The following is a 25,418-nucleotide window of genomic DNA, read 5'->3' on the forward strand; positions in this document are numbered from 1 at the left end:
GCAATGAGGGCCCAGATAAGGTGGGAACTTGAGGATCCCTACAACCTCATCGTCTTCATGTTCGGCTTTATCATGCTCGGCATCACCTTCTTTTCCGGCCTCACGAGCAACGATACCGTGTTCATGATAGCCGGACCGGACAGCGTAATAGTTTCCGAATCTGCCAAGAACATTGGCCTCACCCTTCCGAGACTGGGAGTTGAGGAGTACACGATATTTGCCCTCACTGGAGCGTTGCTGGTTTCGCTGATGCTCAGGTACGACAGAGATACCAGGGTTGCCAAAAGCGTCTACAGCCTGCCCGTCAGGAACCACTCCGTGGTCCTTTCGAAGGCACTCTCCGCCATGGTGCTGCTCTTCCTCGCCTCAATCCTGCCGGCCTTTCTGGCGTTCTTCTACATTTACGGAGATATCCCGAACCTCGTGAAGAAAGCTCTCCTCGATGAGGGTTTTTTGGCAGGCTACATCCTCTACTGGGTGATGATGGTGCTTTATGGGGTGTCCCTGTCTGCCCTGGTTGCGATGCTCTCCCCGAACACCTTCGCCTCCCTCTTGGGAAGTATCACGCTCCTTTACGTCCCCCTCGTGCTCAAACTGAGGAACCTTCCCCCCGCGATAATTGATGATGCGTTCTTCAAGGCCTACACGACTCAGTTTTACCCCGCCGACAGGATAGTGGCGTTCCTTGACGGTTCCTTCTACGTGGGGCTTCTCCTTCCGGCGGTGATGCTGGGGATAGCTCTTATACTCAGCGAGTGGAGGGACGTCTCATGAGGCTCCTGAAGGCGGTACTGCTGTCGGTGGTCATCATGACCCTCCTCGTGTTCCCGATAGAGAAGAACATGCTAATCCAGCCAATTTCTGAGGTCATCCTCATGGAGCAGGGGATCATCGTGCCCTCTTCGGGAATGGCCATACTGAGCTCCAGCGCGGACGATGGAACGGGCTACACCGTCAGGGTCTTCGACCCCGAAAGCGGAAGGACAATCCTTGAGAGGAACGTGACTGGCAGCTTCAGGGGCAGGATCGTGCTGGAGCATTCTGGCCCCTACTACTTCTCGATCCGGACCATGACGCCCGTGACGATAGCGGTGAGGGTCATCAACAGGTACCCCTCGGTAGCGGTGCTCAACATAAGATACGGTCTGGGGACAATGAGTGCCTTCCTACTGGCGGTTATCCTGCTGAGGGAGGGGCGAAGGAAATGATAACCGCGAGGAACCTCACCAAGCGGTTCGGGAGGCTGGTTGCCCTGAATTCGATAAACCTTGAAATCGATGAGGGATTTACGCTCATCCTCGGTCCCAACGGCGGTGGAAAATCAACGTTCCTCAATCTCTGTGCCGGCCTGTACAGGCCGAGCAGGGGAGAAATCAAAGTGTTGGGAGAAAATCCGTGGAGCAACGATGGACTGAGGAGAAGAATAGGGGTCTCCTTCGACCCCCCTGCGCTCCCAAAACACAGAACAGCCAGGGAATGGCTCGGCTACCTGGCGGAGGTCAAGAGATTGGATGAAGACGAAGTCCTCAAGGCGGCGGAGCTGTTCTCCGCGGTGAAATACCTCGACAGGAAGATGGGGGAGTACTCCGCCGGCATGCTCAAAAGAATCAGCCTCACCCAGGCGTTCCTCGGAAAACCGGAACTGGTGCTCCTGGACGAGCCACTGGCGAATCTCGACCTGGAGGGAATCAGAGAAGTAACGGAAGTCATAGGCGAGCAGGCGGAAAAGGGGGCCAACATGGTCGTGGTCTCCCACATCTGGCGCCCGCTGGTTGAGTTCGCGGACAGAATCTTTGTGATAGCCGCGGGGAGGGTGGTGCTGGCAGGAACTCCTGAGGAGGTAATCCCCCAAATTGAGGAGATTTAACCGCACCATTCACCCACCGTCCTCTCAATCTCCCTCCAAACCCTCTCCCTGTCTTCCTTATCAACAACCAGGAAGATTTCCTGAACACTGCCATCACTCTTCGCTATCAGCTTCAACCCGGTGATCGTTTCCCGCGAGACCTTTATCTCGAAGCCCCTTGAGTCGCTCGCATATATCCTGCCTGGGATCACTTTCTTAACTCCGGAAATCTGAGCTATCTCTTCGAGGGGCTTTTCAAGGCCTTTGAGAAAGTGGTGCTCTCTCTTGACGCCCTTCTTGAAGTGCTTGGGCATGTTTGAGAATATTAGGTGGGCTTTTTAGCGTTTTCTCTCATTTCTTCACCCCGAAGAACCCCCATGAACTCTATGACGGCCAGGAGAATGACGGCAGTCCAGAAGGCGACTTCATGCGTCTCCGTGGGATTACAGTCTCTGAACGACACGTTCCCGGCATTCACAATAAACCCACTGCCCGCGGGCTCTCCAAGCTTGAACGCCTTCAAAGTCCCGTTGTAGTGGATGACGTAAACCGCTGAAATCGAACGCACAGGAATTTCCTCGTTCCCAAAGATGAGGAGCTCGCCGGTGGAGTTCGCATCGGGCGCGAAATAGTGCATTACATCGGGGGATCATCAAAATGCCGCTTTCCAACGGGTAAACGCTGATATGTTCCGCCTCCTCCTCGCTCCAGAGGTAGGGCCTGAGCCTTTCTACGGGTATGGAAACCTTCCCCTGCCCAGGGCTACGATAAGGTTTCCGTCCCGCAGGTCCGGCTTGAGGGAGATGGTGGACTTTCCGGGTTATCCCCGACGAGGCTGGTTCTGCTCCCCTCTTTAACGACGGTCACGCCCTTGAAGTAGGCTCCGTTCTCCTCTCTGGTCAAATCCAGCGTATCGACCGTCACGTTCTTGGTGATGTTTATCGCCACGAGCTTCCACGGCGCAACCCTGACCACGAGGTAGGGCATCGCGACGGCGAAGTCCATCTGATAGTCCTCAATCTCCGGCCTTATCGTGGTGATCCTCTCAAAGCAGCCCTCCCCCGGACGGAAGACTTCAAGTGAGTTGTTTCCGATTGTTGGGGTGATGAAGACGTAGTATAAACCCCTGTACCAGTAAACCACTGGCTTCTCCCACGATTCGTCTATTAAGTATGCCCCGCTGGAGTTGGCGTAGAAGTTGAAGCTCAGACAGCAGACTGTGAGGACGAGCGAACCGCTCATGGAGGGGGAGTACGTTGTGTAAGTCACCGAAAGGATAGCTGAATCGCCTGAGATGATGACCACATCAAACTCCATTCTTTCGGCCCCGTTGTACCCTGCAGAAGCATGAGGAAGAGGTGCGAGAACTGCCAGGGCTAAAAAAGAAGTCCAATGGCCCTCCTCATAGCTATGCCCTTTTCCTGACCTTCACGGCAACGCCCTTCTTAGCCCTCACCATCTCCTCGCCGCTGAGGACGGCCTTCCCGACGCCAATAATCCTCTCGTCCCTAACAACGCCAACGATGTCGTCCGGACGAATTCTCTCATCGGCCTCGCCAACGCCCACTGCGAAGACATCACCGCGGAGCTCGAAGTCCACCTTCACCCAGTATGACTTTATGGCATCGTATATCCTCTGCATTCCGTAGGGCGTTACGCTTATCACGCCGTCCCTGTAGGTACCCGTCTGCTGGTTGTCCACGAAGAGCCTCAGCATCTTCGAGCCCTTGACCTGGCAGTTCTCTGGGAGAACGGCCTCTCCAGCGCCAACGCCGAAGTAGAAGTCGAAGACCTTCCTTATGCCCTCAAAGTAGCGGTAGGTCCTGTCCTCCTTGGTTCCCTCAAGGTCGAACTGGCTCAGCGTTTCTCTCAGCGAGTTCAGGCTCTCCCTGCTCGTGGTCCCGTTCTCCACGCGGGTGAAGATTATCTCCCTGCCGCTTATCTCCGAGGCTAGCTTGGCTATCTCCACGTAGGCCTCGTCGAGGTGGGCTATTATCGGGACGTCCTTCGGGTACTTCTCCAGGGTCTTCGCGAGCAGCTTTGCCGCTGGCTTGATCTCCTCCTCACTCCAGTGACCGGTGACGACTATGTCGTACTTTGCTAACCACTCCCACTCCCTTGGGACGACTCCGAAGGGGGAGGTTAAAATCAGCTCGTGGACCTTTGCTATGCCAGAGCCTAGGGCTTCTTTCATTGCCTTGCGGTAGAGCGTGTGGGAGCGCGAGTGGGAGTAGGGCTTTTTAGCTGAGCAGGGGAAGAGGAGGAGCAACTCGGTGTTCTTGGGCGGAACGAACCTCTCCACAACGCGAGCATGCCAGCGCTTAACCTCTGGCCGCCTGATAGAGGCGTCGCTTATGAAGTAGACCGTCTCCTTCTGGATCGGCGTGTATTTTTCGAGGTAATCGCCGTGTTCTAGGTCGGCTATTCTGAGTATGCCCGCGTGATACTGGGTGTGGAAGAGGTTCTCAACCAGATAGCGAAGCTTGCCTTCTTCTAGGGCCTTTCTGACGAGAAGTATTGTCTCACGGGCGAAGTCAAGGGAGTTCTCGCCTTCTCTCCAAATGAAGGGGCTGTACTGCGTGAATCCCTTACCGTGGAAGTCGTAGAGCTTCAGCGAGCGGGTGTCGAACGCATCAACGCCGAGGTAAACTGCCAATGGGTAGAAGAAGGGCTCCAAATCGGCGATTATCATGATGTTCGGAAACCTCTCGCGGAGCTCCCTCATGATTCTCACGAAGTAGCGGTACTCCTTGACGAGAATCTTAGAGTTGCCCAGATAAACGGCCTCGAAGTTGTACCGCTCGATTATCTTGAAGAACTCAGGAAGATACTCGGTTCTCCTTAATGCCGGGAGATAGAAGGCGTTGAAGCCTTCGTAGTTCACGCTCCAGAGCCTTCCGATGGCCTTCTCTATGACCTCGGAAGGGGTGTAAAAGCCGAGTGGTATCGCTGGGGCGAGGTTGAAGTCGTACTCCCTAGGCTCGCTTGGATGGAAGAAGGAGTTGAAGGGGGAGATGGTAAAATCTACCCCAGCCAAAGCGGGGGTTCTAAAGGAGTAATCTCCCAATCTAACGAGGCCCAGTCTTCCAGGACCTTCGTGTCTGAGTGCCTCCATGGTCAGGCCTCAGACAAGATTGTACCTCTGGAGGAGCAGCAGCTCGTCCAGCGTTAGCTTCTCGCCACGCTTGAACTTCTCGAGGGCCTCCACTGCCTTCTCAAAGCTGGCGTCTTTCTTGGAGCGCATCCTTGCCACGAGCCTGTAGGCGATCAGCTCCTTGTGCTTCTCATCGTACTCCCTTATCTTCCTCTCGATCTCACGGAGCTGCTTCCTGACCTCGCGGATCTTCTCGCGGAGCTCGACGACCTTCTGGTGGTACTCGTCGGCCTCCTTCTTGACCTCGTCGGCCTGGTTGAAGGACTTTATCATCTGCTCGTGGAACTGCTGGCTCTGGTTGGCGAGCTTCTGTATCTCCATGCTGATGGCCCTCCTGGCCTTCTTGAGCTGGTCGACCTTCTTCCTGGTCTCGACGAGCTTGTTGTGGAACCTCTCGGCCTGCTGGATTATCTCGAGCTCGGTTGCGAGAACCTGAATCTGGTCGACTATCTGTTTCTCGCGCTCGGGCGTTATGTTTGGGTTGGTCTGGAGCTCCCACTCGAGCTTCTCTATGCGCTCCTGTATCTTCTCGGGCGGCATCTTGAGCCTTCTGAGCTGGTTGTACTCGTCCCTCTTCGTCCTGTACTCAAGTATCTCCTGGTAGAGCAGGTCGAGCTTGGCGTTGATCTCTTCGCGGTTCTTCTTTAGCTCCTGAATCTGCTGGTTGATTTCATCCCTCTTGGCTTTATACTCCCTGCCTTTCTGGCGGAGCTGTTTTACCTCATTGTTCTTTTCGTCCCTCTTTGTTATCCAGATTTGAAGCTCCTTTTCGAGCTCATCAAGTTTGGCGCGAATCTCATTTCTCTCCTTCTCGAGCGCCTCAATCTCCCTCTTGATCCTCTTAATTTCTTCTGGGTCTACTTTCATTTGCATCTCTCTTCCCCTTCCCTATTTTTAGAATAGCCCGTGAGCTTCCTCCAAACATCTGGTAGGTGAACGGCGAGAGTAATTAAAAACTTTTTGGCTGAAAATTTTGAGCTGGTTTAGAAATAAATGAAAGTAAACGAAAATTAGGCCTTCAAGGGTTTTCTCCCTTTGAGGTGTATGGCATGAACTCAACCGTGCCTCTCTGTTTCATTGGCTGCTTGTAGAGCTCCATAAGAGCATAGACTTCCTCAGGAACGTTAGTCTCGACGTGGAGGCCCAGCTCCTTGGCGGTTTCGTAGGTTATCGGATAGTCGTGCGTCCAGCGTCCCTCCGTAAGTATCTGCGCCAGCTCCCTGGCCTTCTCTTCTCCATACCTGTCCTTCAGAAGATCGTAAACGAGGTCTCGTACCTGTTTTATGGCCTTCTCGGCGACGTCCGCCAGGATTAATGTCTGGTCGTCGACCTTGTCGACGCCCTTCTTCTCGACGGCCCTCACTATGCTCGGTCCTGGGTATTGGCCAAGCTGCGGGTCAACCGGTCCAAGAACCGCGTGCGGATCCATTATTATCTTGTCAGCTGCTAGCGCTATCAGTGTTCCGCCGCTCATCGCGTAGTGGGGCACTATAACCCTCGTCTCGGCAGGGTGGTCCTTAAGCGCTCTTGCTATCTGGGTTGCCGCCAGCACTAGGCCGCCGGGCGTGTGGATTATTAGATCTATAGGCTTGTCCTTAGGGGCCATCCTTATGGCTCTGAGTATTTCCTCGCTGTCCTCGATGCTGATGAACTTGTAGAATGGTATGCCGAAGAGGCCGACGCTTTCCTGGCGGTGTATCAGCGTTATAACCGTTGAACCTCTCTTCTTTGAGAGTCTCTGCAGTATCCTCGCCCGTGCCATCTGTAAGCCTCTGTATTGCATCTGGGGCCAGAGGAGCAGGTAGAGGAAGAACAGCCACCACAGGAGTGAACCGAAGAGCCCAGTAGTAGTGTCGTTCATGTTCTCACCAAATGAAGAAGGAGAATGAGGATATTTATAGGCTTTGGTTCAGCCCTTTATGACCTGAGTTCCGGTATTGCCTTCGAGCGCTTCCACAGCCTTATCCAGCGCGGCTATAATGGCCCTCTCGCCGCCCCACTCGACGAAGCGTATAGCGGCGAGAACCTTTGGCCCCATGCTGCCCTTCTTGAAGTGGCCCTCCTCATAGTAGCGCCTGAGCTCTTCGACGGTAACTTTTCCAAGCCACCTCTCGTCGGGTTTGCCGTAGTTTATAGCGGCTCCGTTCACGTCGGTTAGAATCATGAAGATGTCGGCGTTTACCTCTTCTGCGAGCTTCTCTCCGGCAAGGTCTTTGTCTATGACGGCCTCAACTCCCTTGAGAACTCCATCCTCCTCGATAACGGGAACGCCACCGCCGCCGCTGGCTATGACTATGAATCCCTTCGCCACTAGATTCTGAATCACAGGGGTCTCGACGTGACCTATTGGATCCGGACTCGGCACAACGCGCCTCCAGCCCCTGCCGGCGTCCTCAACGACCACCCAACCCTTCTCTTTGGCGAGCCTTTTCGCAGTTTCTTCATCATAAAACGGGCCAACAGGCTTGCTCGGGTTCTGGAAAGCCGGATCGTTCTTGTCAACGAGAGTCTGTGTCACTATAGTCGCGACGGGCCTCTCAACGCCCCTCCTCTTCAGCTCGTTTCTTATCGCCTGCTGGATCATGTATCCTATTTGTCCCTGGGTCATCGCTCCGGCAACGTCCATGGGCTGGGCGGGAATTCCGTGAACGCTTTGACCGGCGTCCATGTGAAGGAGGAGCGCTCCAACCTGGGGGCCGTTTCCGTGGGTGATTACAACTTCATAATCGCCATCGAGGATTATATCAACGATTTGCTTTGCGGTCTTCATGACGTTCGTCATCTGCTCCTCATAAGTACCCTTCTGGCCGCGCTGAAGGATAGCATTCCCGCCAAGGGCTATTACAACTCTCCTCATACCCTCACCTCCATTCATAACTTTGTCTCAAGGAATAAAAGCGTTCCTTAGTCTTCAGCCTTGTGCATTAGAAAAAGCTTCGGAACTTTCCAGAAAAGGTTTACAAAATGAAAGAAAGCTCACAGATACCACTCGGAGAAGCTTCCAAGGCCGAGCTTCTCAAGCGTCCTCATGACACCAAGGGCTATTCCTTCGACCTCTATTCCGCCAGAGAGCTTGTAGGCGTCGCCGACGACGTAAACATCTCTTATCGGGAAATCCTCGACGAGCTGGCCGCTCGCGACCCTGTTCACGGGGTTTCTGTCGAGATAGGTCTGAATCAGCAGAATCTCCCCCTCATTATCAAGGTCGGGGAAGATTCGGTAGATGTCCTCGATGCCCTTCTTCTGCTCGGCCTTGACGTTTCTGCTCTGCAGAGCGTGGTGGAGCATTATCAGGGTGTATCCCTCTTTAGCGAGCTCAGGGCTTATCGAGCTCGGCTCGTTGTAGCCGTTTATCTTCTCTGTGTCGAGGGTAAAGACGACAGTGTTTCCAATCCTGGTCTCTCCCTTCAAAGCGACGTTGTACTTTATTCCCTCGCTGGGCTTTAATTCATCGACACGCTTGAGGTAGTCCCTATCGAAGGCATCTCTGCCGATGAGGCTTACCGTCTCCTTTACCCCGACGTTGGAGATGAGCACGTCGTAGGTAAGCTCTTCGTTGTCGGCGGTGATTACCTTCTTTCCTTCAACGTCAACCTCGACCGCCTTCTTCTTTGTGAGTATCCTTCCGCCGTTCATGCGGATTATCACGGAGAGGGCCTCAGGCATTGACTTACAGCCGCCCTTGACTAAACCAGGCCCGTCCCATCTCAAAGCGGCCTTTATCTCCCTGGCAAGCTCTATCGCTGGAACGTCCAGAACGCTGTCGGCCCAGCCGAGGAAGCTTTTGATGAAGGGGTCAACGAACTCATTGTCGCCTATCCTCTCGCGTATCCACTCGCGGCCGCTCATCTCGGCTTCTTCTCCCTGGGGCAGCTTTCCGCGCTTTATGTCGGCCATGAGCTTCAAAGCCCGGGCCTTTTCCATGAAGCTCAGATACTTCCAGCCCTCACGGTAGTGAAAGGTCTTTCCTTCATAGAAAATCATGCCCTTGGGATTGGAGTTCACGATTTGAACATCTGCACCGAGGAGCTTGAGGAGGTAAGCCAAAGGCCCATCCTTGCCGTGGGGTATCATGTGGAACGCTCCGGTTGAGAGACCGAAGCCTTTGTAGTTTAAGTTTGTGCATCTTCCCCCGATGTAGGGTGCTTTTTCGAGAACAGTAACTTCGTAGCCGTTTTTAGCCAGGAATGATGCGGTTAGCAGTCCTCCGATTCCAGAGCCTACAACCACTGCCCTCATTCTATCCCACCTGAAAAGCTGAGGGAGAGGGAGAATATAAGGGTTTAGCTATTGCATGACTATGCAACTCCTTTACTCTGCTTTCTTTTCGTTCATTCTAATCGTAAAACTTAACTCTAAAAAAATTTATACTCAAAAAAATAAAGATAAATTACTTATAGTAAAAGAAAAAATTTATAAAGACAAGTTGTCTAGATAGTAATGCAAAAACTTATAGGAGGTGAGCAACTTGCGACGGAAGCCATTGCTAGCAGTCCTAATTGGACTGCTGATGGTTGGAACCTTAGGAAGGGCAGTATACGCAGAGCAGTATCCGGCGCCAGAGGCTTCAGAAAAGATTAGTACCAACGAGAAAATTACGGTTGATGGAGTGAATGTTCCACTGAGAAAGATGAGCAACGGAATGATAATTATAGGGCAAACTTCGGAAGTGGGTAGGGTGATATATTAGAAAAAGTCAATCAACTGATGGTAAAGCGCGTTTTGAACAAATGGGATGACGTGACAACAGAGAGTAACTATGGAAATGTCATAACTAACTCTGACTATAATTACAGGGTTACAACTCTTAAACTAAACGATAACAAGAAAATAAAACTATCGATAGGTGCAGCACTCTCTGCTAGATTTAGAATAGACTATTACGATCCAGTGGAAACTGTAGACTTTAGCGTGTATCACTATGCCCATAGTACAGCAATTATGGAATATCCACCTTACCTAACCTACCAATACAACTGTAAGAGCATCAAGTTGATCAACAAATTATCGTTCTACGGAGAAACATACACTGACGGTTGGAGCATAGGGGTTACTATATAGCTTCCACCGAGACTATCGATTCAAGTGTCCGGCGGTAGTTCATGGGTTTCAATAGATGGTTCTTTTGGAGAAGACAGTGTCAGTAATTACGACTCAATATTCCATCCATACGACGGGACACTAACTGTTTATGATTATTTCAAGTGCGGATGTATAGGGTGAGCTCTAAGCCTATAGCAACATTTGGGTCAAAAAGGGTGTATTTAGAAGTCTCGATACGAGTACATCCGTGGCAGTAGACTCCTCTGCGTTTTGAGGTGAGACAATGAGAAAAAAATTCTCTCCTCTCTCTTGATTTTATTGAGCGTCGCGGCTATTGTGGCCTTAACAAAAGTCCCCCACACTGAAAAACCGACCGCTCAGGGAGTGATAAGCCCCTCCTGGGGGAACTGGACGGTAAGACGCCTTGAACTTGCCCAGGATCTGGTTACGGGCGGCTGGGACAGTGACGTGTCTTTTACGATACTCCCCACCCTATATGCGAAGTACCACGGGGTTCTGACGTTGGCTCTACTGAACCTGAGCCCTGCACATCCCCAGAAAACCCGGGAATTTTTGAAGGACTACGAGGGGGAGTTCTACAACAGGCAGGATTATTTTTCCGTTGTTGATGTCTATTACCTGTTAACGCTCCTCAAGGAGTTTAATTTGAGTCTGGGAAGCAGGGAAACCATTGAAAACTTCATCCTTGAAGATATGAAGAAGTCAAACGAGACTTTCTTGCATGCAAAAAGCCTTATTTTACTGAACTCCCCCCTTGCGAAGAACGTTTCCATGTCCCTCTGGCTCTCCCTGAAGCCGGAGCACTCCTTAAATTTTGTGTGGAACTTTCTTCAGCTCAGGGAGCTTCTCGTGATGTCCGGCTATTCCCCTGCGGAGATACCAAATTACACCAGAATGTATGAGCTGGCGAGAACAGTGTTTGATGATGCATCCCGTGAGGTAAATAACCTTGGCTTTTATGATCTTCACACTCTTGCGCGCTTTATGAAGGAAGAAAACATCAAAAACGAGACACTCAGGAGAGAAATATTGGCCGATATTTCCAAATACAAGTGCTCAGATGGTTCGTACTCCGATACGAATGGGGCCAAAAGAGGGTACATCGACACTACCCACTGGGCAGTCTGAACTATACAGTGCCAAGAGAGGAGAAAGTCAAGGACTACCTGCTCTCAGAGCTTTCAGACGAAGACAAACCGAGTGCAATATGGGCAGAGTACAGGGCCTTAAGGGTATTGGGTATCCCCAATGAGAATCTTAAGAAGATTGTAAAGCCCCGCTTGCAGAACTTCATCACCAACCTGAATCTGTCCGCTGTTTATCACAACCACTATCTCCTCAAGGATGTATACTATCTGCTTGTAATGAGTAGGGAACTGGGCATTGAAATCGACGAATCATGGAAAGAAACTGTAACCTCCTTCGTTTTGGACTTGAGGGATGATGGTGCATTTGGCAGCAAAATATCCAAAATAAAAATTGTTAGGCTCGAAACAACGCTTTACTCAGTTTTAATCCTCAACGAGCTTGGGTACGGTTACAGGGATGGAAAGACAGTGAAGTTTATTGAATCCAACAGAAACGGCGCCTTGTGGTGGTCTCTGCCAATAACTAGATACGCGCTGCTGGCTCTAAATTCATGTGGGGCCAAAGTTGAAGGCAAAGAAGAGATAGTAAAGGCCCTTGAGCGGAGAAAGTGTCCCTACGGTTTTTTTCTTACGCTCCCTACGAGAATCCCAAGCAGGGGGATCCGATAGCAACGTTTTTAGCGCTCGATATCCTTAGGCTTCTCGGTTATAGTTAGCCACCCACGTTTTTGTTTTTCCAACATTTTTGGATTTAAACCTGTTTACAGGGATAGAAAGCTGACAATCGTCTTTCTTCACAAATAGATGAAAATGAAAGGTCAGAGCCTCCAATCGACTCCAAGCATCTCGCTGTACGCATTGAGCACTTTTTCAAGGTATTCCTTCGCCGTGCCAACCTTGTCTATCTTAAACTTTTCCGTCCACTTTTCGTTGCCGAACTCCTCGCTGCCGGCAGCGACTAGGTCAATGACGCGCATGCTGTCCCAGAATACTGGAATATATCCAGATTTCTTCGCGAACTTAATGAGGCGCTTTATCTGCTTCTTCGCGTGCTCCTCCATGTCGACGTTCTCTCCGTAGGCGTCCATGAAGAGTGCCTTGAGGACGGGCTTCATCCAGCCGCGGTGGAAGCGGCACCAGCCGACGTTGTCGTACCAGAACTCCCAGAGTGCGCTTGCTATTATCCTGCTCGCCAGCTCCTCCGGCTCAAGGAAGACGCCGAACTGGTAGAATGTCCAGTATCTTCCCTGAATCGGCAGCGGGATGTAGTTACCTATGGCCCAGTACATCGTCGGCGTCATCTCACCGTCCTCGCCGAGCGGGACGAACACGCCGTAGTCCCTGAAGCTCTCGCCGTACTTAAGCCTGTCCTTGAACTTCTCGTCGAGTATCTTGCTTGCCTTTCTCTTGCCGAAGCCAATTATTCTTGCTATCTCGTTCTCAGCAAAGGCAACGCGGTGCGCTAACTCGGCCACGAGCTTAGCATTGACCTCACTCGCCTTGACCGGGCGTTCAAGGAGGGCCTCCTTGGTGAACTCTGGTTTTCCGCTCACACCGACCTCCTCTGGCTTGAGCAGGTCGCGGTGAACCAGTTCAAGGACCCACGCTGCCGTTCCGCCGAACTCAATCGCGTCGAAGCCCATGGCGTCAACCGCATGAACGCTTATGTCGCTTGCTTTCAGGCTTATGCTTCCGCTGAGCGGGCCGTTGGCTTCATAGGGCTCGTATTCAACGTGGTGGCCGCGGCGGTGCTTCTTACAGACGACGGGACACGGCTCGCCGCAGGTCGTCCAGTTCTTGGTTTCGATGGCTTCCTTATTGAAGGGCTCCCAGTAATGCTTTATTATGCTCTCGTGGATCCTTATGCGCTCCTCCTTTGGGATGTACGGCATCTGCCAGTTGAGTATCGGGACGAAGTCGCCCTCTGCCGGATAGTTGCCGCCGAAGGTTCCGCCAGTGTTGAGCTTCGGGTTAAAGCGGTACTTCGTTGTTTTCTCGCTGATAATCTCGTTGTAGGACTTCTTGTGGACGCCCTCAACGATGGTCTTGGCGGTCTTGAAGTTGGAGATGTCTTCTTCTGGGAAGGCCTTCTTCTTTGGCTTTCCTCCAAAGATTATGCCGACCACGTTGTGTGCCCTGAGGAGAACGCTTCCGGAACCACCGCGGGCGGCCCAGTCCTCGCTTCCAACTAGCCTCTTACCGTTCCTCAATGCCTGAGAGAATATTGCGCCGTAGTTGGTGTTCAGCGCGGCCGGGCCAACGACGGCTATTCTGTACTCTATACCCTGAACCTTCTCGCCGACGATGTCTATTAGGTACTGCGTAAGGGCATAGACACCCTCTTCGTCCTTGTAGCCGCGCCAGATCTCGATGACCTTCTCAGCATCAATCTCGTGAAGCTTGACTTTGACGTTTTTGCCGTCGTTGTAGAGGAGTACCACGACGGGCTTCTCTGCTTTGCCTTCGAAGGTGACGAAGTCAATCCCGACGTTCTTGAAGGCGTAGGCCGCTCCACCCATGGCCGAGGGGAAGAGCGTTCCATAGAGCGGTGAGCGGAAGAAGAACATCAGCCTGTGAGCTCCGGGAAGTGTCGAGCCCGCAAAGGGTCCCATCCCCATAACGACAACATTTTCTGGATCATATGGTTTGAGTTCATAAGTTTTAAGGCTCTCGTGGAGCTCGATTCCATAGTCGATGATTCCATAGATTCCTTCCTTTTCTAGCTCCTCGCTCTCAACTTTATTTTCACTTAGGTTGAGCTTGAGGACAGTGAACTTCATGGTCTCACCCCTTTGTATCACTTCGAGTGTTGATATCGGAATCAAGAATATTTAAGGCTTCCGGCGAGCCTATGTAAGGATTAGGTCGTTGGGATATTAAAAGTTGTGTGTCTACATAAGTTAGGAGGAGAAACTGAGAATAGAACACGAGAAAGGAGAAAGGAAATCACTCTATGTCCTCAAAGCGCTCTTCCAGCTTCTTGAGGACGCCCGGAAGTGTAGTGTACTCCATGTCCTCGAGAGGCAGCCTGTGAGGCTCGAAGGGTCCGTGCCTGCGCATGTACTCGGTTATCTCAAGGGCCTTTTGCCTGGCGTAGTCGAAGGCTGGGTCGTCGAAGAGGTCAACTGGGCCGACGAGCTTTCCTTCTGGGCTTATCTGCCAGCCGAGGGCAACGACCCTCGGTGGACCGTCGAACCTCGTGGGGTTGGCGTAGTGCATCGGAACGGGCATTATAGGGCCGTTGTGGCTTCCGCGCATCCAGCCGCTGACGAGGTGCGGGAAGGCGAAGGGCTCGAGGACTTCTCCAAGGGCCGGGAGGCCGCTCTGGGCCCTAACAATGGCAACTGGGTCATCCTTGCCGACGTACTCGCCGGCTATCTCGTAGAGCTTCTCCGTGCTGATAACGGCTACCGGTTCATCCTTGCTTATCTTGTGGCCCTCCTTCGGGAAGACGCGCTTTATCACGTAGCGGCTCTTGGCGCCGATAAGAGCTAAGAGGTCGTAGACTTCCTCTGGGGTGTTGAGTATAACGCGCTTGTGCTTGAGTATATCCCAGACTTCAAACCTGAAGCCAATGTGCATGCTGGGGTCTATGACCAGTCCGGCGGTATTGAATGGATCCGCAAACATCCTGAATATCGGCAGGTTGAAGGCTCCAGGTTCGGTCTTGTCCATGTGGAAGGTAACTATCGGCTCGCTCTTCCTCAGGGTTATCTCCATCTCGGCAATGCCAGGACCCATACCGCGAATGTTGCCGCTGAAGGCGTCCTTGAGAAGGTCCTGGCCGGCTCCGTAGAGGCCAAGCTCTTTGGCGACCTTGGTGGCCTCCTCGAAGGCCTTCCAGGCCATACCGTGAACATCTGGGCTGTCAACGCCCTTCTTGTGGGTCATGATGAGCTGGAGGTCATCACCTGCATAGGCTACGTAGAAGTCAATTATGGTGCCTTCTTCCTTGGCCTTAGCCAGAGCCTCTTCAGCCGTCTCGATGAGCTGAGGGTGAACCCTCGAATGCCCGGGCCAGCCACCTATGTCTGCCTTGATGACGCTGATGGTTATCTTTTCTCCAATGGCCATAGCAATCACCTCGGTATCTCTAATCACTTTTATACTTATAAAACGTTAATATCACCATAAATGATACACAGAAAGACGTCAAAAACCGAAGTTTTGGGAAGAAGCGAAAAGCTCACTCGCAGATGTCCGTCCAGCCAAACTTTTCTTTGACAACCTTGATGAGGTTCTTCAGTTCTTCCTTCTTGATATTGACGCTTGAGCTGGCGCCAACAAGGGCTATTATCCCGTGAACCTCCTCCTGAACCTGGATGACGTCGTCGTGGACTTTAACAACGCGGAGCTCCCTCTTGGCTGTCTCGTCCTCGCTTATCATGAACTTGTCCTTTCCGATGAGGATGGGCTCCTCCATAACAATCACCTTGTTAAATTTTTATAAGCCAAAGTTAATAAAACTTCCGTCCAACACAAAACTTATAAACCTGCTCTCAGTAAGGTTAGGCTGGATGGGGGCGTGGTGTAGCTTGGTCCATCATCGCGGGCTCCAGAGGTATGAGGACTTGCGGGTTTGCTGATTGGGGATGAGCCTTTGGAGCTCTGACCCGGAGAAACCCGCGGACGTCATCCGATCCGACCGTTTTCAAATCCCCGCGCCCCCACCATTCTCTCAAACTTCGCGAAGTCGAAGTTTATCAAAAAGTTCTGACTGTTTTAACAGGCCAGATTAAAGTTGCATCCCCAAGAGGATGTTTTATATTCTTTAGAATTTCACAACACACCTACATTCTGAGTTCCCCCAATCGACGCCCTTCGGGCGTCAAAAAGAAAAGCAGACTCAAGATTCAATGCGCTCCTTACACTGAAATCATACTTCATGTGAGCGCATTGGGGGTGCACACTGGTAATCGGTCAATTTATCGAGCAGTCACAACTTTGGTCAACTTCGCAAAGGTTGCCGCTAATTCAAAGCTTGTTCACTTCTTTCCGAGCAGTATGCCCCCAACTATCATCGCCAGTCCCACAACCGTTGACGGGGCTATGCTCCCGCCTACGACCTCCGATATGAATACCAACGAGAGGAATGGCACTAAATAAGCCAGGCTCGATGCGAAAGCCACGTCGCTTTCAACGGCTTTATACCAGAGGAGAAACGTTATCCCCATCTTAAAGAGGCCGACGTAAACGGCTCCGGCGAGAGCCTTTGCCTCTGATATCTCAATGCTCCCGCTGAGAAAAAACTATGACTGAACTGTAGGCAAAGCCGAAGATGAAGTTCCAGAACATCTTCTCCACCAAAAGTCTCTCGTCGTGGAGGTTGAGAATCCAGTAGAGAGCCCATATTATCGCGCTCCCGAAGCCGAAGAGAACGCCGAGAGGATCGGTAAAGTCCAAGTCGGCTAGGTTTCCTTTCGTAGCTCCACGAGAGCACCGAGGAAGCCGAGGAGCAGGTCGACCAGTGCCCTAAAGCTCGGCTTCTTTCCCAGAATGGGAACTGAGAGGAGGACGAGCATTAGGGGCTAGGTGTAGTTTAAAGCCTGCGCTTCCTGAGATGGTAGGCGTTCATATGCTGAGAAGAGGACAGTGTGGTAGAGGAAAGGGTTTATCAGGCCAAGATAAGCTGAGCGGGGGTTCTCTCCCCTAAGCGAGAAGTCCCTGGAGCAGAGAACCCCGAAGAGAATTAGCGACGTTAGGGAAGCGTAGAATAGTAGCTGGAGGGGGTTAGGTATCTAAGCGAGAGCTTGAATGCAGAGGCAACCGTTGACCACAGCAGAATCGCTCCAACCGCGTGCTTTTTGGACATGGTGAGAAATGGGAAAGGGAAATAAAAAGCTTTCACTCCTCCCTGAAGGCGCCGTACTTCTTGGGGTCATAGAATGGGGGAGCAACGGTCACGGCCTTCTTGGGCTTGCCTCTTATTTCGATCTCCAGCTCAATGCCCGGCTTGGCATATTCCATCTTGACAAAGGCGATGCCTATTCCAATGCCGAGGAGAGGTGAGCTGGTTCCGCTGGTGACCTCTCCGATGAGCTCCCCGTCCTTGTAGACCTTGTAGCCCTCCCTGGGTATGCCCTTGTCGACCATCTTGAAGTGGACGAGCTTCCTCGGAATGCCGCGCTCCCTCTGCTTGAAGAGGGCTTCCTTTCCTATGAATTCCTTGTCCCAGAATATCGCGAAGTCAAGGTTGGCTTGGAGTGGGGTGACCTCGTCTATGTCCGTGCTGAGGAGCTGAAGCTCCTTGGTCTCGTTGCCGTAGAGTGTGTAGCCAGCCTCAAGCCTGAGCGTGTCACGAGCGCCGAGGCCAGCTGGTCTTATGCCGTACTGCTCACCGGCCTCCAGAATCGTCTTCCAGACATGGAGGGCCTTCTCGGGCTCGCCCCTCTTTGTTGGGTCGGGGTGGTAAGGGTTGGCGTCCTCGAAGTAGAGCTCGAAGCCGTTTTCGCCAGTGTAGCCGCTCCTCGAGAGAAGCATCTTTATGCCATCGAGCTCTACCTCCTTGGCCTGGAACCACCAGAGGTCGTTGATGTCTATTCCGAAGAGGTCCTTTGCCAAGTACCTCGCCTTCGGCCCCTGGATGGAGAACATTGCCATGTCGTAGGTCTTGTTCTCTATCTTAAGGTCGAGCTCGCCGAACTTCTCGATTCCTCTCTTTATCGCGTTGAACCAGGCCTCGAGCTTCTCGAATGCATCGCTGTCGCAGACCATCATGTAGGTGTCGTTCCCCATGTTGAAGACGAGCGTCTCGTCCTTTACAGCGCCCCTCTCGTTCAGAACGAGAGTGTAGGTTCCGCTTATGGCCGGCGGCTTGGCTATGTCGTTAGTGGTAACGTACTGGAGGAACTCCAGGGCGTCCTTGCCCATGAATATGAACTCACCCATGTGGGAAACGTCGAAGATGCCCACGCCGTTTCTAACGGCCAGGTGCTCCTCCTTTATGCTGGAGTACCAGATGGGCATCTCCCAGCCAGCAAACTCCTCAACCTTCTTGGCGTTTTCCTTGTGCCAGTCAAAGATGTGCACCCTCTTCACCATAATCATCACCGCTCAAAATTGGCTCTGAGTGTTATAATACTTTCCACTAGCAGGGCAACAGTAATAAACATCGATGGACAAAACAATACTGGGGTGGTCAAGGATGTTTGAGAAGATTTTGTATCCGACTGACTTTTCCGAGATATCGCTCCACGCGCTCAGGAACTGCATTCCGAAGTTGCTCTCTTTGGGTGTGGAGGAACTTCACCTCATCCACGTCATCGATATCACCGTTGCGGAGTTCGAGGCCTTTGAACTGGAGGATATCTACAGAGATAGGTTAGAAGAACTCTCCAAGGAGCTGAAGACGACGGGCGTGCGGGTAAATCCCATAGTGAGAATCGGCATCCCCTCGATAGAGATTTCTGAGGCAGCTGAGGAGCACGACATCGACCTTGTGGTGATCCCGAGCGTGGGCGAAAACATCTGGAGGGTAATGTTCGTGGGTAGCACGGCTTCGAACCTCGCGAGAGCCACCAAGAAGCCCGTCCTTCTTCTCAAGTACGTGAAGAACGATGAGGGCTTTGAACTTCCACTGGACTGCGCTGAGATCTTTAAGCAACCCCTCATCTCAATAGACTTCTCTAAGTGCTCTATAAAGGTGCTGAAAACCGTCAGGGAGTTCGAGGAGCTCGTGGAGAGAGGGGTGCTTCTTCACTCCGTCGATTACGGAAAGATTGATGATCTGGAGCACAACATAGAGATCGCCAAGAGGAACCTCGAGAAGTCTGCAAAGGGCTTTAAGGTGCCTTTTGAGATGGAAGTGCTCATTGGTTCGGCTTCTCAGGCACTAATAGGAACCGCTATCGCCAAGAGGGCCACGCTCATAGTTATCGGTAAGAAGGGGAGGAGCTTTATTAAGGACCTGCTCCTCGGCAGCACGGCGGAGAGGGTCATAAGGGATTCCAAACTCCCCGTCCTGCTCGTGCCGTGTGACTAACCTCAGACTGGAACGGCTTCCACATCAAATTCGGTAGCTACCCTGTTGCCATCATCGGTCGTTTTTCCTTTGTTCCATACCTTAAAAAGCTACTCCCTAGTGCTTTCGCCCGTCATTACTGCACTTGCTATCATATGGGCTAGTCTTAAAGGTTCGGGGGTGAGTCCCGTTTTCGTGGTCACCCTAACTATCTCGGCCGCGGTTTCTTGGTCAAGCCCAACGGCCTGAAGGTAGAGCCTCCTAGGGACGAGCTCTACCAGGAGAGGAGCCCTCCTTAGCAGGGAAATCCTCTCGCTGGCATCTGGAAAGTGCTTTCTCAAAGCCTCCTCCATGGCCGCTAGGTTGGGCTTTTTCCTGATCACGATCACAACGGGAAGTCCCGTCTCGCGGTGGAGCCTCTCAACGTCCACGACGTTGAATCCGGCATAGGTTATGCCTTTGAGCATGATGACCCGGAGATCCTTGAAGCGGGAGTTGAGGACGGCATCTATCATTGCATCGGTTGCGTTGGTTCCGTCCACTGTTATCCAGCGCGAGAGAACCCCGACAACCTCCTGAGAGCCCTTCATGACGACACCGATTAGGATGGTCTTATCTCGGTTCAGCTTGGAAGAAAAGAAGAAAGTCCCGTCGTCGAAGCCAACCACGCGGACCTGGGGCTTGACCTTCCTTATCACTTCAGAACCTCTTCGAGCCAACGGGCATACTCCCCGTTTACCTTGTCGATGTCTACCCTCATTATGAGCGGCACGGTGTAGGGGTGAAGCTCTATGATGACCTCCTTCAGCTCTTTCCACTTACTCACGTCGGTCTTTAGGAGCGCGCCGACCTCGTTGTCCTCTGTGATCTTCTCCTCCCACCAGTAAAAGGCCTTGTGCTCCCTCAGGTTGGCGCAGGCGATGAGCTTCTTCTCGAGTAGGGTTTTGATGGTTTTTTCGGCGCTCTCCCAGTCTGGAAAAGTGGTGTAGACGAGTATCATCTCCATTTCCCTCACCTCCAAGGAGTTTTCGATGGATAAGCTTAAATCGGTTGCGGGGTTAATAACGGTGGGATGCCATATGCAGCGGGTGCGGGCACACATTAAAATCTACGGCCGCGTTCAGGGCGTTGGTTTCCGATGGAGCATGCAGAGAGAGGCGAGAAAGCTCGGCGTGAGCGGGTGGGTTAAGAACATGCCCGATGGAACCGTTGAGGCAGTTCTTGAAGGCGATTTGGAGAGGGTTGAGGCTTTGATAGGCTGGGCGCATCAGGGGCCGCCACTGGCGAGGGTAACCCGTGTGGAGGTAAAATGGGAAGAACCTCGGGGAGAGCAGGGCTCCAGAGTTGCCGGATGAGTTATGCCCTCTCGAGGAGAACCCTTTTGGGGCAGTACTTGACCTCACAGTAGTTGCAGACGAACTTTTCTTTATCCTTCTCCGGTGTGTGGAGGATGAGCTTCTTGAAGCCCTCCATCTCCTTGATCTTCATGAAAACATCAACGGGCAGCGTTCCATCGATGACGATGTAGAGCTTGCCCGGCTCCTCATGGAGGTTTCTGCTGAACACTTCCATTACTGGAACCCCGTTCTCTGCCAGCAGCTCCAGAACCTTCGAAAATCCTGTTAGATAAGCGTCCTTCTCCAACTCTATCTCGAGCACTTCCCACCCCATTAGCGGAGCGACCTCTATCAGACTAGACAGAGGATTGAGCTTCTCGAATATGAGTTTAAGCGGGTACGTCTTCTCGATATATTCTATTGTGTGGTAGACGATCTTCCTGTTAACACCGATAACTCTGGATAGCTCGCTTATTGGGACCTCCACGTTCCGCAGGTATATCTTTCCATTCTTGACGCTGAGGCCGTTCTCGAAAAGGAACTCCGCCACCTTCCTCCTTGCGGGGTAGTTCTTGAAATACACCTCAAGTATGAGCATCATTTTTGTTCACCTCTTACTCACATATGGGTAAGAATGGATATTTAAATCTTTCTCCCTGGTCTTGACCCTTGGCAAGTGCTACTTTCGATAACGCTCAAGCATCCTGATGGTGGCAGAAAAGTATTAATTGTTCTAAAGTTGCAACTTTACCATGCAAAGCTTCTTGCGCATGAATCACCGCAAGGTTATTAACGAAAGAGCATGTATCCTTCTTTTCAGAGGTGAGGGTGATGGATAAGTTTGACGTAATAGGAATTGGCAATCTGAACTATGACATCATAATGCTCGTTGAACGCTTTCCTGAATTCCACGAGAAGGTGAGTGCTAAAAGTGCGTTCTTTGGTCTGGGGGGAGCGGCCGCTAACACAATCTCCTGGCTGGCGCACTTCGGGCTTAAAACTGGGTTCATAGGTGCCGTTGGGAAGGATGAGATCGGTGAGGCGCATCTGGCATATTTCAAGCGCATAGGTGTCAATACCGACGGGATAAAAGTCGTTGATGCTCCATCGGGCATAGCCGTGGCGATGATACACGGCGAGGACAAGAGGATAGTTAAGTATCCAGGCGCAAACCTGATGAAGGAAGTTGATTTTGACTACCTCGCCCGTACTGGGCACGTACACCTCTCCTCGAATCCTTCAGAGGTCATAGTTAAAGTCGTCGACTTTGCCTATGAAAATGGGATAGAGGTATCCTTGGACATAGGTGAGGCGGAGCTTCCAGTGGGGATTGAGGAAAAGATTGACTACCTCCTAATGAACGAGGATGAATTCAGGCGGAAGTTTGGTGACCTTGACCTATCCAAATCCCGTGCCAAAAACGTTATTGTAACCCTCAACGGGGGCGGGGCACTTCTGCGGGACGAGGACGGTAACGTTTATGAGGTCAGGGGCCTCAGCGCTGAGGTAGTTGACTCAACCGGAGCCGGTGATTCATTTGATGCTGGACTGATATACGGTGTTCTCAACGGATGGCATCTAAGGGATGCCGCCACTCTCGGAATGTTGCTCGCCTATCTGACCGTTCAGAAGGTAGGGGCCAGGGCGGCCATAGTGCCTCTCGAAAAGGTTATGGATATTGCGGAGGAGCTCGGCTTTAGGCTGCCCTTCGATAGGCCTTGAGGGTGATTATTGTGGGCTCCCGGTGCATCCTGCCACTCCTAAGGCCTCCACCCACCCTGAGTTTTTTAGAAACCCTTAAAAGATTGAACCCCTAAGGGTTAAGAAGGACAGGGAACCTCGATTTCGGAGGTGACTCGGTTGGAAATCGTAGTGGACAACTTCAAACCAAAGATCACCAGACCATTCAAGAGGAAGAACGAGTACTGGGTCAAGCTTATTGACCAGAGTGGAGAGTATGTAATGAAGTTCAAGAGCCCTCTGGAGGCTGAGGATGCAATCTACGGCATGCTCGATGATCTCCAGGTATACGGGGGCAAGGTCAAGCTCAAGCTCAAGGAGGGCAACGTCATCGAGGATATCGAGGTGATGGAGCTCTACAAGCCCTCTGCCAAGGACTGCTCGATGAGTATTTCACTGACTAATTTTCATTCAATGTTCTTTTCTGTTCATTGGAGTTGGAAATCTGACAAAAACCTATATATACTCTAGACCACATAGTCTATTATTGGACAGAGCTCAGAGGTCAAACCCAGAATCGTCAAATATTCTCTGGAGGTCGTTATTGTGGCAAGGAGAAAGGACAAGGAGCTCTTGGAACTCGCTATGGACATGGGTGGAGAAGAGGCCGTTGAGGTAATCAAGGCTCTCGAGAAAAAGAAGGAGTCAACCGATGAAGAGCTAGCGGAGATAACGGGCATCCGAGTCAACACCGTCAGAAAGGTTCTCTACATGCTCTACGACCAAGGTTTGGCCGAGTTCAAGCGTATAAAGGATAAAGAGACCGGCTGGTATTATTACTACTGGCGCCTTGAGACCAAGAGGTTGCCGGAGATAATTCGCTCCAAAAAGATGGCCGAGCTAAAGAAGCTCAAGGAAATGCTTGAGGAAGAAACCAGCGAGATTTACTACCACTGCGGAACTCCTGGACATCCAAAGCTGACCTTTGATGAGGCCATTGAGTACGAATTCCAGTGTCCGATATGCGGCAACATGCTCATGCAGTACGACAACACTGTCGTCGTTGAGGAGCTCAAGAGGCGCATAGAGGATCTTGAAATCGAGCTCGGCCTCAAGAAGAAGCCAAAGAGGTCCACGAAAAAGTCAAGTTGAATGGTCTATTTAATGAACTTCGGGGATGGTAGAGATGCAGGAAGTAGTTATTCTGGAGAAGGTTTACGGGGACAGGAGCGGCTTTCTCAAGCTTGACAAAAAGCTTAAGTCGTTCCTTGGTGATTTAGAAGTTGAGTGGAAGCTTTCAGCTGTCAAAAAGCAGTGGGTTAAGGTCAGTCTAAACGGAGAAGATGAGGAAATATCGGCAAACCTCGTGCGCGAGGAATTCGGAGAAGTTCCCTACAGGCTGAGTGCGGTTAAAGAGAGTGAAGTTTACCGCGGCAGGTTCATAGACCTTGGAAAGGTCGGATACGGCGCCTACGTTGACATGGGAATTTTTTCTCCTAAGCCTAAGGACGCGCTTCTTTCTCTCTATTACCTCAAGGAAACCTTTGGTGAGATGCCCGTCAGGGAGATGATCAGAAAGTTCGGATGGGTGGACAACCTGCCCGTTGAGGTCGTTGTTACGACTGTCGAGTTCGGCGCGAGGGAGGTCGAAGTGGCATTCACCGATGCTCAGCTCAAGCGCATAAAGTCCTGGCTGAGCGACGGTCATGACAAGCTTTTCGTAACGGGAACCATCAGTGAGAACGTTGAAAAGGCCCTCATAACAACGGGCCACGGCAGGGACGTGAAGCGCATAGAAGAGTTGGGCCTGATGGAGACACTCCTAATACTAAAGAAGGGAACACAAGCACCGGGAATCATCAAGGAGATTGGCCCGCACCTCAGACGGGCTGTTATAGGCGCCATCAAGTTTGGAGTGTGAGTATGTAAATTATCCTCGCAACAAGTGAGGAAAGGATTATGAAGCAGTAAGGCAGCAGCTCCGGAATAAAAAGTGCTAGCGGGATGTAAATTGCCGCCATCATCATCAGGAAGGGCGTCTGGCCCCTCATCTTTGTGCTTTTTTCTCTGTAGATCACCGCGTAAACTATAACGAGAATCGCTAGCGCCGTGTTCAGGAGGAACCTCACCAGGTATCGCCAGCCGTTGGGGTTCATGTGCCTCGGCACACCACTTGGGAGGCCAAAGTAGACGTATAGGAGCGCCAGTCCAACGCCGGTCATGAGCAGGTATGCATAGTTTCTTAGGCGCCTCTTGGGAAATACCATGACGAAGAGGAGTGGAATTGCGGCGAGGTATGGGTTTATTGCCAGAGTCAATAGAGTGAACGTCGAGAGTATGAGGGTCTGGATGAAGGCTTTCACTTTGTTGGGCGAGAAATGTATGTTGCTTATTATCGCCAGCGTGATTAAGAAGAAGGCCAAGCCGAGGGTGGTTCCATCGAGATGGTGGAGGTAGTTCCTGAACATCGGCGAAGCGAAGCTCAGGCCGAAGACTATGAATCCCAGTTCCCGAGCGCGCTTCGGTGCTATGTAAAAGGAGAACGATATGAGCAGAAGGATGAGTATCCAGTGGGCGAAGACAAGGTTCTCCTCAATGGGTCTTACGACCATAAAGAATCCGCCGAGTATCGCTCCCAGGGGAGAATCCGGTGAGCCTCCAACTGCGAATTTAAGGCCCTGGAGGAAGTCTTGGAGGAAAACTTCACTCATTCTTGGGATCTGGGCCGTGAGGTACCACAGTACGAATAGGGACAGGGTCAGAGCGTAGAAACTGCCAGCGTAGGTTTTATCCTTTCTGAGGGCGAGCATGAAAACGATGGCTATTAGAGCGAGCAGAACTGCGAAGCTTACCTGAGATTCCACTGGTGGGCTCCAGAGCTCTTCGAATGCCCTTTCTGTCATATAGATGTTCTCTTCCGTGCCGGTTATGAGAACCGTCCCGTTGAGCACGATGACGGAAGGCAGAAGTGAGGCGTTTTCCGATAGACCAGTCTTGGGCCAGAGTGCTTTTATCATGAGATTGTTATAGACGTTCCCGACGAGAACGAGCGTTTCGTTTCCCCTTTCTTTTACTGTTGAGAGCTTTTCATCGACGTAATACGCCCATGCCCTGGCCCACGTCTCGTTTCCTCCTACAACCCTGTAAGTGGCGTTGGAGCTTAGAAACGCCTGAAATGCCCTCTGGTCTGGATAGTAAGTCAGCTCACCCCCAGAAACGAAGGGAACGGTGAGTAGGATGATGAGCATGAGAACGAGGGCGCGCTTCATTCTATCCCTCCCAGTGAAAT

Annotated in this window: 30 protein-coding genes, 1 tRNA gene and 1 pseudogene; 14 read left to right on the plus strand and 18 right to left on the minus strand. The window is 51.7% G+C overall.

Annotated features, from left to right (window positions below):
- Positions 1–3: 3 nt before the first annotated feature.
- From A7C91_RS04705 to A7C91_RS04715, 3 genes are read left to right on the plus strand one after another with little or no spacing between them, the layout of a single operon-like run.
- Positions 4–774, plus strand: coding sequence for a hypothetical protein (locus tag A7C91_RS04705; protein ID WP_068665352.1), 771 nt, complete (start codon positions 4–6; stop codon positions 772–774).
- Positions 771–1,208 (plus strand): hypothetical protein, encoded by a 438-nt coding sequence (locus tag A7C91_RS04710; RefSeq protein WP_068665353.1) that lies wholly within the window; start codon positions 771–773, stop codon positions 1,206–1,208. Before A7C91_RS04705 ends, A7C91_RS04710 begins: the two co-directional genes overlap by 4 nt.
- Complete coding sequence (locus A7C91_RS04715) at positions 1,205–1,867, plus strand: ABC transporter ATP-binding protein (RefSeq protein ID WP_068665354.1); 663 nt, start codon at positions 1,205–1,207, stop codon at positions 1,865–1,867. The genes A7C91_RS04710 and A7C91_RS04715 overlap by 4 nt, the downstream gene beginning before the upstream one ends.
- Here the strand turns inward: A7C91_RS04715 and A7C91_RS04720 are convergent.
- From A7C91_RS04720 to A7C91_RS04755, 8 genes are all read right to left on the minus strand, one after another.
- Positions 1,864–2,160: a DUF2103 domain-containing protein gene (locus A7C91_RS04720; RefSeq protein ID WP_068665355.1), complete on the minus strand. Its 297-nt coding sequence runs from the start codon at positions 2,158–2,160 to the stop codon at positions 1,864–1,866. The two genes, A7C91_RS04715 and A7C91_RS04720, sit on opposite strands and share 4 nt — an antisense overlap.
- Before the next feature lie 11 nt (positions 2,161–2,171).
- Positions 2,172–2,483 carry a hypothetical protein gene (locus tag A7C91_RS04725; RefSeq protein ID WP_068665356.1) on the minus strand — a complete coding sequence of 104 codons (312 nt, stop codon included), beginning with the start codon at positions 2,481–2,483 and terminating at the stop codon, positions 2,172–2,174.
- Between the two features lie 125 nt (positions 2,484–2,608).
- Positions 2,609–3,163: a hypothetical protein gene (locus A7C91_RS04730; RefSeq protein ID WP_199920115.1), complete on the minus strand. Its 555-nt coding sequence runs from the start codon at positions 3,161–3,163 to the stop codon at positions 2,609–2,611.
- Between the two features lie 91 nt (positions 3,164–3,254).
- Positions 3,255–4,961 (minus strand): archaeosine synthase subunit alpha, encoded by a 1,707-nt coding sequence (arcS, locus tag A7C91_RS04735; protein WP_068665358.1) that lies wholly within the window; start codon positions 4,959–4,961, stop codon positions 3,255–3,257.
- Positions 4,962–4,970: 9 nt separating this feature from the next.
- Entirely contained in the window at positions 4,971–5,873 is a 903-nt protein-coding gene (locus A7C91_RS04740; protein ID WP_068665359.1) for a coiled-coil protein, read from the minus strand.
- A 145-nt stretch (positions 5,874–6,018) separates the two neighbouring features.
- Positions 6,019–6,861, minus strand: coding sequence for an SDH family Clp fold serine proteinase (locus A7C91_RS04745; RefSeq protein ID WP_068665362.1), 843 nt, complete (start codon positions 6,859–6,861; stop codon positions 6,019–6,021).
- A gap of 48 nt (positions 6,862–6,909) precedes the next feature.
- Complete coding sequence (gene arcC / locus A7C91_RS04750) at positions 6,910–7,857, minus strand: carbamate kinase (RefSeq protein WP_068665364.1); 948 nt, start codon at positions 7,855–7,857, stop codon at positions 6,910–6,912.
- A gap of 119 nt (positions 7,858–7,976) precedes the next feature.
- Positions 7,977–9,239, minus strand: a complete 1,263-nt coding sequence (locus A7C91_RS04755; RefSeq protein WP_068665366.1) for a phytoene desaturase family protein — start codon at positions 9,237–9,239, stop codon at positions 7,977–7,979.
- A gap of 229 nt (positions 9,240–9,468) precedes the next feature.
- Here A7C91_RS04755 and A7C91_RS04760 point away from each other — a divergent pair, with 229 nt between their 5' ends.
- The 4 genes from A7C91_RS04760 to A7C91_RS04775 all read left to right on the plus strand — a co-directional run bounded on the left by A7C91_RS04760 (position 9,469) and on the right by A7C91_RS04775 (position 11,821).
- Complete coding sequence (locus A7C91_RS04760) at positions 9,469–9,690, plus strand: hypothetical protein (protein WP_068665368.1); 222 nt, start codon at positions 9,469–9,471, stop codon at positions 9,688–9,690.
- Positions 9,691–9,707: 17 nt separating this feature from the next.
- On the plus strand, positions 9,708–10,061 hold the full coding sequence (locus A7C91_RS04765; protein ID WP_068665370.1) for a hypothetical protein: 354 nt from the start codon (positions 9,708–9,710) through the stop codon (positions 10,059–10,061).
- Positions 10,062–10,361: 300 nt separating this feature from the next.
- Positions 10,362–11,192 (plus strand): hypothetical protein, encoded by an 831-nt coding sequence (locus A7C91_RS04770; RefSeq protein WP_199920116.1) that lies wholly within the window; start codon positions 10,362–10,364, stop codon positions 11,190–11,192.
- Positions 11,193–11,200: 8 nt separating this feature from the next.
- Positions 11,201–11,821, plus strand: a complete 621-nt coding sequence (locus A7C91_RS04775) for a hypothetical protein (RefSeq protein WP_068665374.1) — start codon at positions 11,201–11,203, stop codon at positions 11,819–11,821.
- A 149-nt stretch (positions 11,822–11,970) separates the two neighbouring features.
- On the opposite strand, the gene gor is transcribed toward A7C91_RS04775, so the two are convergent.
- From gor to A7C91_RS04790, 3 genes are all read right to left on the minus strand, one after another.
- Positions 11,971–13,932 (minus strand): glyceraldehyde-3-phosphate:ferredoxin oxidoreductase, encoded by a 1,962-nt coding sequence (gor, locus tag A7C91_RS04780; protein WP_068665376.1) that lies wholly within the window; start codon positions 13,930–13,932, stop codon positions 11,971–11,973.
- A gap of 166 nt (positions 13,933–14,098) precedes the next feature.
- Positions 14,099–15,226, minus strand: coding sequence for a fructose-1,6-bisphosphate aldolase/phosphatase (gene fbp / locus A7C91_RS04785; RefSeq protein ID WP_068665378.1), 1,128 nt, complete (start codon positions 15,224–15,226; stop codon positions 14,099–14,101).
- 112 nt (positions 15,227–15,338) lie between these two features.
- The gene (locus A7C91_RS04790) at positions 15,339–15,575 is read right to left on the minus strand and encodes a hypothetical protein (protein ID WP_068665380.1); all 237 of its coding nucleotides are present in this window, start codon (positions 15,573–15,575) and stop codon (positions 15,339–15,341) included.
- Positions 15,576–15,671: 96 nt separating this feature from the next.
- Between A7C91_RS04790 and A7C91_RS04795 the strand changes: the two genes are divergently transcribed.
- Positions 15,672–15,825: transfer RNA gene (locus tag A7C91_RS04795), tRNA-Trp, on the plus strand.
- Positions 15,826–16,137: 312 nt separating this feature from the next.
- On the opposite strand, the gene A7C91_RS11695 is transcribed toward A7C91_RS04795, so the two are convergent.
- From A7C91_RS11695 to gcvT, 3 genes are all read right to left on the minus strand, one after another.
- The gene (locus A7C91_RS11695; RefSeq protein ID WP_234394475.1) at positions 16,138–16,326 is read right to left on the minus strand and encodes a hypothetical protein; all 189 of its coding nucleotides are present in this window, start codon (positions 16,324–16,326) and stop codon (positions 16,138–16,140) included.
- 52 nt (positions 16,327–16,378) lie between these two features.
- Positions 16,379–16,555 (minus strand): hypothetical protein, encoded by a 177-nt coding sequence (locus A7C91_RS11700; RefSeq protein WP_234394476.1) that lies wholly within the window; start codon positions 16,553–16,555, stop codon positions 16,379–16,381.
- Between the two features lie 441 nt (positions 16,556–16,996).
- Complete coding sequence (gene gcvT, locus A7C91_RS04805; protein ID WP_068665382.1) at positions 16,997–18,193, minus strand: glycine cleavage system aminomethyltransferase GcvT; 1,197 nt, start codon at positions 18,191–18,193, stop codon at positions 16,997–16,999.
- A gap of 103 nt (positions 18,194–18,296) precedes the next feature.
- Between gcvT and A7C91_RS04810 the strand changes: the two genes are divergently transcribed.
- Positions 18,297–19,133, plus strand: a complete 837-nt coding sequence (locus tag A7C91_RS04810; protein ID WP_068665384.1) for a universal stress protein — start codon at positions 18,297–18,299, stop codon at positions 19,131–19,133.
- A gap of 89 nt (positions 19,134–19,222) precedes the next feature.
- Here A7C91_RS04810 and A7C91_RS04815 read toward each other — a convergent pair whose 3' ends face one another.
- Both A7C91_RS04815 and cutA read right to left on the minus strand, forming a co-directional pair.
- Positions 19,223–19,810, minus strand: a complete 588-nt coding sequence (locus A7C91_RS04815) for an endonuclease dU (RefSeq protein ID WP_068665386.1) — start codon at positions 19,808–19,810, stop codon at positions 19,223–19,225.
- Positions 19,807–20,118, minus strand: a complete 312-nt coding sequence (gene cutA, locus A7C91_RS04820) for a divalent-cation tolerance protein CutA (RefSeq protein ID WP_068665388.1) — start codon at positions 20,116–20,118, stop codon at positions 19,807–19,809. Before cutA ends, A7C91_RS04815 begins: the two co-directional genes overlap by 4 nt.
- 73 nt (positions 20,119–20,191) lie before the next feature.
- Between cutA and A7C91_RS04825 the strand changes: the two genes are divergently transcribed.
- On the plus strand, positions 20,192–20,467 hold the full coding sequence (locus tag A7C91_RS04825; RefSeq protein ID WP_068665389.1) for an acylphosphatase: 276 nt from the start codon (positions 20,192–20,194) through the stop codon (positions 20,465–20,467).
- 1 nt (position 20,468) lies between these two features.
- On the opposite strand, the gene A7C91_RS04830 is transcribed toward A7C91_RS04825, so the two are convergent.
- Complete coding sequence (locus A7C91_RS04830; protein WP_068665392.1) at positions 20,469–21,050, minus strand: regulator of amino acid metabolism, contains ACT domain protein; 582 nt, start codon at positions 21,048–21,050, stop codon at positions 20,469–20,471.
- 230 nt (positions 21,051–21,280) lie between these two features.
- On the opposite strand from A7C91_RS04830, the gene A7C91_RS04835 reads away from it, so the two are divergent.
- From A7C91_RS04835 to A7C91_RS04850, 4 genes and pseudogenes are all read left to right on the plus strand, one after another.
- Complete coding sequence (locus A7C91_RS04835; RefSeq protein WP_068665394.1) at positions 21,281–22,171, plus strand: ADP-dependent ribose-1-phosphate kinase; 891 nt, start codon at positions 21,281–21,283, stop codon at positions 22,169–22,171.
- Positions 22,172–22,309: 138 nt separating this feature from the next.
- Positions 22,310–22,593, plus strand: a pseudogene (locus A7C91_RS04840) (hypothetical protein).
- 142 nt (positions 22,594–22,735) lie between these two features.
- Positions 22,736–23,281 (plus strand): transcription factor E, encoded by a 546-nt coding sequence (gene tfe / locus A7C91_RS04845; RefSeq protein WP_068665396.1) that lies wholly within the window; start codon positions 22,736–22,738, stop codon positions 23,279–23,281.
- A 34-nt stretch (positions 23,282–23,315) separates the two neighbouring features.
- The gene (locus A7C91_RS04850; protein ID WP_068665398.1) at positions 23,316–24,050 is read left to right on the plus strand and encodes a DUF2110 family protein; all 735 of its coding nucleotides are present in this window, start codon (positions 23,316–23,318) and stop codon (positions 24,048–24,050) included.
- Here A7C91_RS04850 and A7C91_RS04855 read toward each other — a convergent pair.
- On the minus strand, positions 24,034–25,398 hold the full coding sequence (locus tag A7C91_RS04855; RefSeq protein WP_068665400.1) for a hypothetical protein: 1,365 nt from the start codon (positions 25,396–25,398) through the stop codon (positions 24,034–24,036). The two genes, A7C91_RS04850 and A7C91_RS04855, sit on opposite strands and share 17 nt — an antisense overlap.
- Positions 25,399–25,418: the final 20 nt, after the last annotated feature.

The sequence above is a fragment of the Thermococcus piezophilus genome (genome assembly GCF_001647085.1).
Lineage (GTDB): Archaea > Methanobacteriota_B > Thermococci > Thermococcales > Thermococcaceae > Thermococcus > Thermococcus piezophilus.

What these genes read in the sequence shown, in the direction of transcription:
- A7C91_RS04705 (WP_068665352.1), top strand. Translation starts at nt 4, where the DNA reads ATGAGGGCCCAGATAAGGTGGGAACTTGAGGATCCCTACAACCTCATC.
- A7C91_RS04710 (WP_068665353.1), top strand. Translation starts at nt 771, where the DNA reads ATGAGGCTCCTGAAGGCGGTACTGCTGTCGGTGGTCATCATGACCCTC.
- A7C91_RS04715 (WP_068665354.1), top strand. Translation starts at nt 1,205, where the DNA reads ATGATAACCGCGAGGAACCTCACCAAGCGGTTCGGGAGGCTGGTTGCC.
- A7C91_RS04720 (WP_068665355.1), bottom strand. Translation starts at nt 2,160, where the DNA reads ATGCCCAAGCACTTCAAGAAGGGCGTCAAGAGAGAGCACCACTTTCTC.
- A7C91_RS04725 (WP_068665356.1), bottom strand. Translation starts at nt 2,483, where the DNA reads ATGCACTATTTCGCGCCCGATGCGAACTCCACCGGCGAGCTCCTCATC.
- A7C91_RS04730 (WP_199920115.1), bottom strand. Translation starts at nt 3,163, where the DNA reads ATGGAGTTTGATGTGGTCATCATCTCAGGCGATTCAGCTATCCTTTCG.
- arcS (WP_068665358.1), bottom strand. Translation starts at nt 4,961, where the DNA reads ATGGAGGCACTCAGACACGAAGGTCCTGGAAGACTGGGCCTCGTTAGA.
- A7C91_RS04740 (WP_068665359.1), bottom strand. Translation starts at nt 5,873, where the DNA reads ATGCAAATGAAAGTAGACCCAGAAGAAATTAAGAGGATCAAGAGGGAG.
- A7C91_RS04745 (WP_068665362.1), bottom strand. Translation starts at nt 6,861, where the DNA reads ATGAACGACACTACTACTGGGCTCTTCGGTTCACTCCTGTGGTGGCTG.
- arcC (WP_068665364.1), bottom strand. Translation starts at nt 7,857, where the DNA reads ATGAGGAGAGTTGTAATAGCCCTTGGCGGGAATGCTATCCTTCAGCGC.
- A7C91_RS04755 (WP_068665366.1), bottom strand. Translation starts at nt 9,239, where the DNA reads ATGAGGGCAGTGGTTGTAGGCTCTGGAATCGGAGGACTGCTAACCGCA.
- A7C91_RS04765 (WP_068665370.1), top strand. Translation starts at nt 9,708, where the DNA reads ATGGTAAAGCGCGTTTTGAACAAATGGGATGACGTGACAACAGAGAGT.
- gor (WP_068665376.1), bottom strand. Translation starts at nt 13,932, where the DNA reads ATGAAGTTCACTGTCCTCAAGCTCAACCTAAGTGAAAATAAAGTTGAG.
- fbp (WP_068665378.1), bottom strand. Translation starts at nt 15,226, where the DNA reads ATGGCCATTGGAGAAAAGATAACCATCAGCGTCATCAAGGCAGACATA.
- A7C91_RS04790 (WP_068665380.1), bottom strand. Translation starts at nt 15,575, where the DNA reads ATGGAGGAGCCCATCCTCATCGGAAAGGACAAGTTCATGATAAGCGAG.
- A7C91_RS11695 (WP_234394475.1), bottom strand. Translation starts at nt 16,326, where the DNA reads ATGGGGATAACGTTTCTCCTCTGGTATAAAGCCGTTGAAAGCGACGTG.
- gcvT (WP_068665382.1), bottom strand. Translation starts at nt 18,193, where the DNA reads ATGGTGAAGAGGGTGCACATCTTTGACTGGCACAAGGAAAACGCCAAG.
- A7C91_RS04810 (WP_068665384.1), top strand. Translation starts at nt 18,297, where the DNA reads ATGTTTGAGAAGATTTTGTATCCGACTGACTTTTCCGAGATATCGCTC.
- cutA (WP_068665388.1), bottom strand. Translation starts at nt 20,118, where the DNA reads ATGGAGATGATACTCGTCTACACCACTTTTCCAGACTGGGAGAGCGCC.
- A7C91_RS04825 (WP_068665389.1), top strand. Translation starts at nt 20,192, where the DNA reads ATGCAGCGGGTGCGGGCACACATTAAAATCTACGGCCGCGTTCAGGGC.
- A7C91_RS04830 (WP_068665392.1), bottom strand. Translation starts at nt 21,050, where the DNA reads ATGATGCTCATACTTGAGGTGTATTTCAAGAACTACCCCGCAAGGAGG.
- A7C91_RS04835 (WP_068665394.1), top strand. Translation starts at nt 21,281, where the DNA reads ATGGATAAGTTTGACGTAATAGGAATTGGCAATCTGAACTATGACATC.
- A7C91_RS04850 (WP_068665398.1), top strand. Translation starts at nt 23,316, where the DNA reads ATGCAGGAAGTAGTTATTCTGGAGAAGGTTTACGGGGACAGGAGCGGC.
- A7C91_RS04855 (WP_068665400.1), bottom strand. Translation starts at nt 25,398, where the DNA reads ATGAAGCGCGCCCTCGTTCTCATGCTCATCATCCTACTCACCGTTCCC.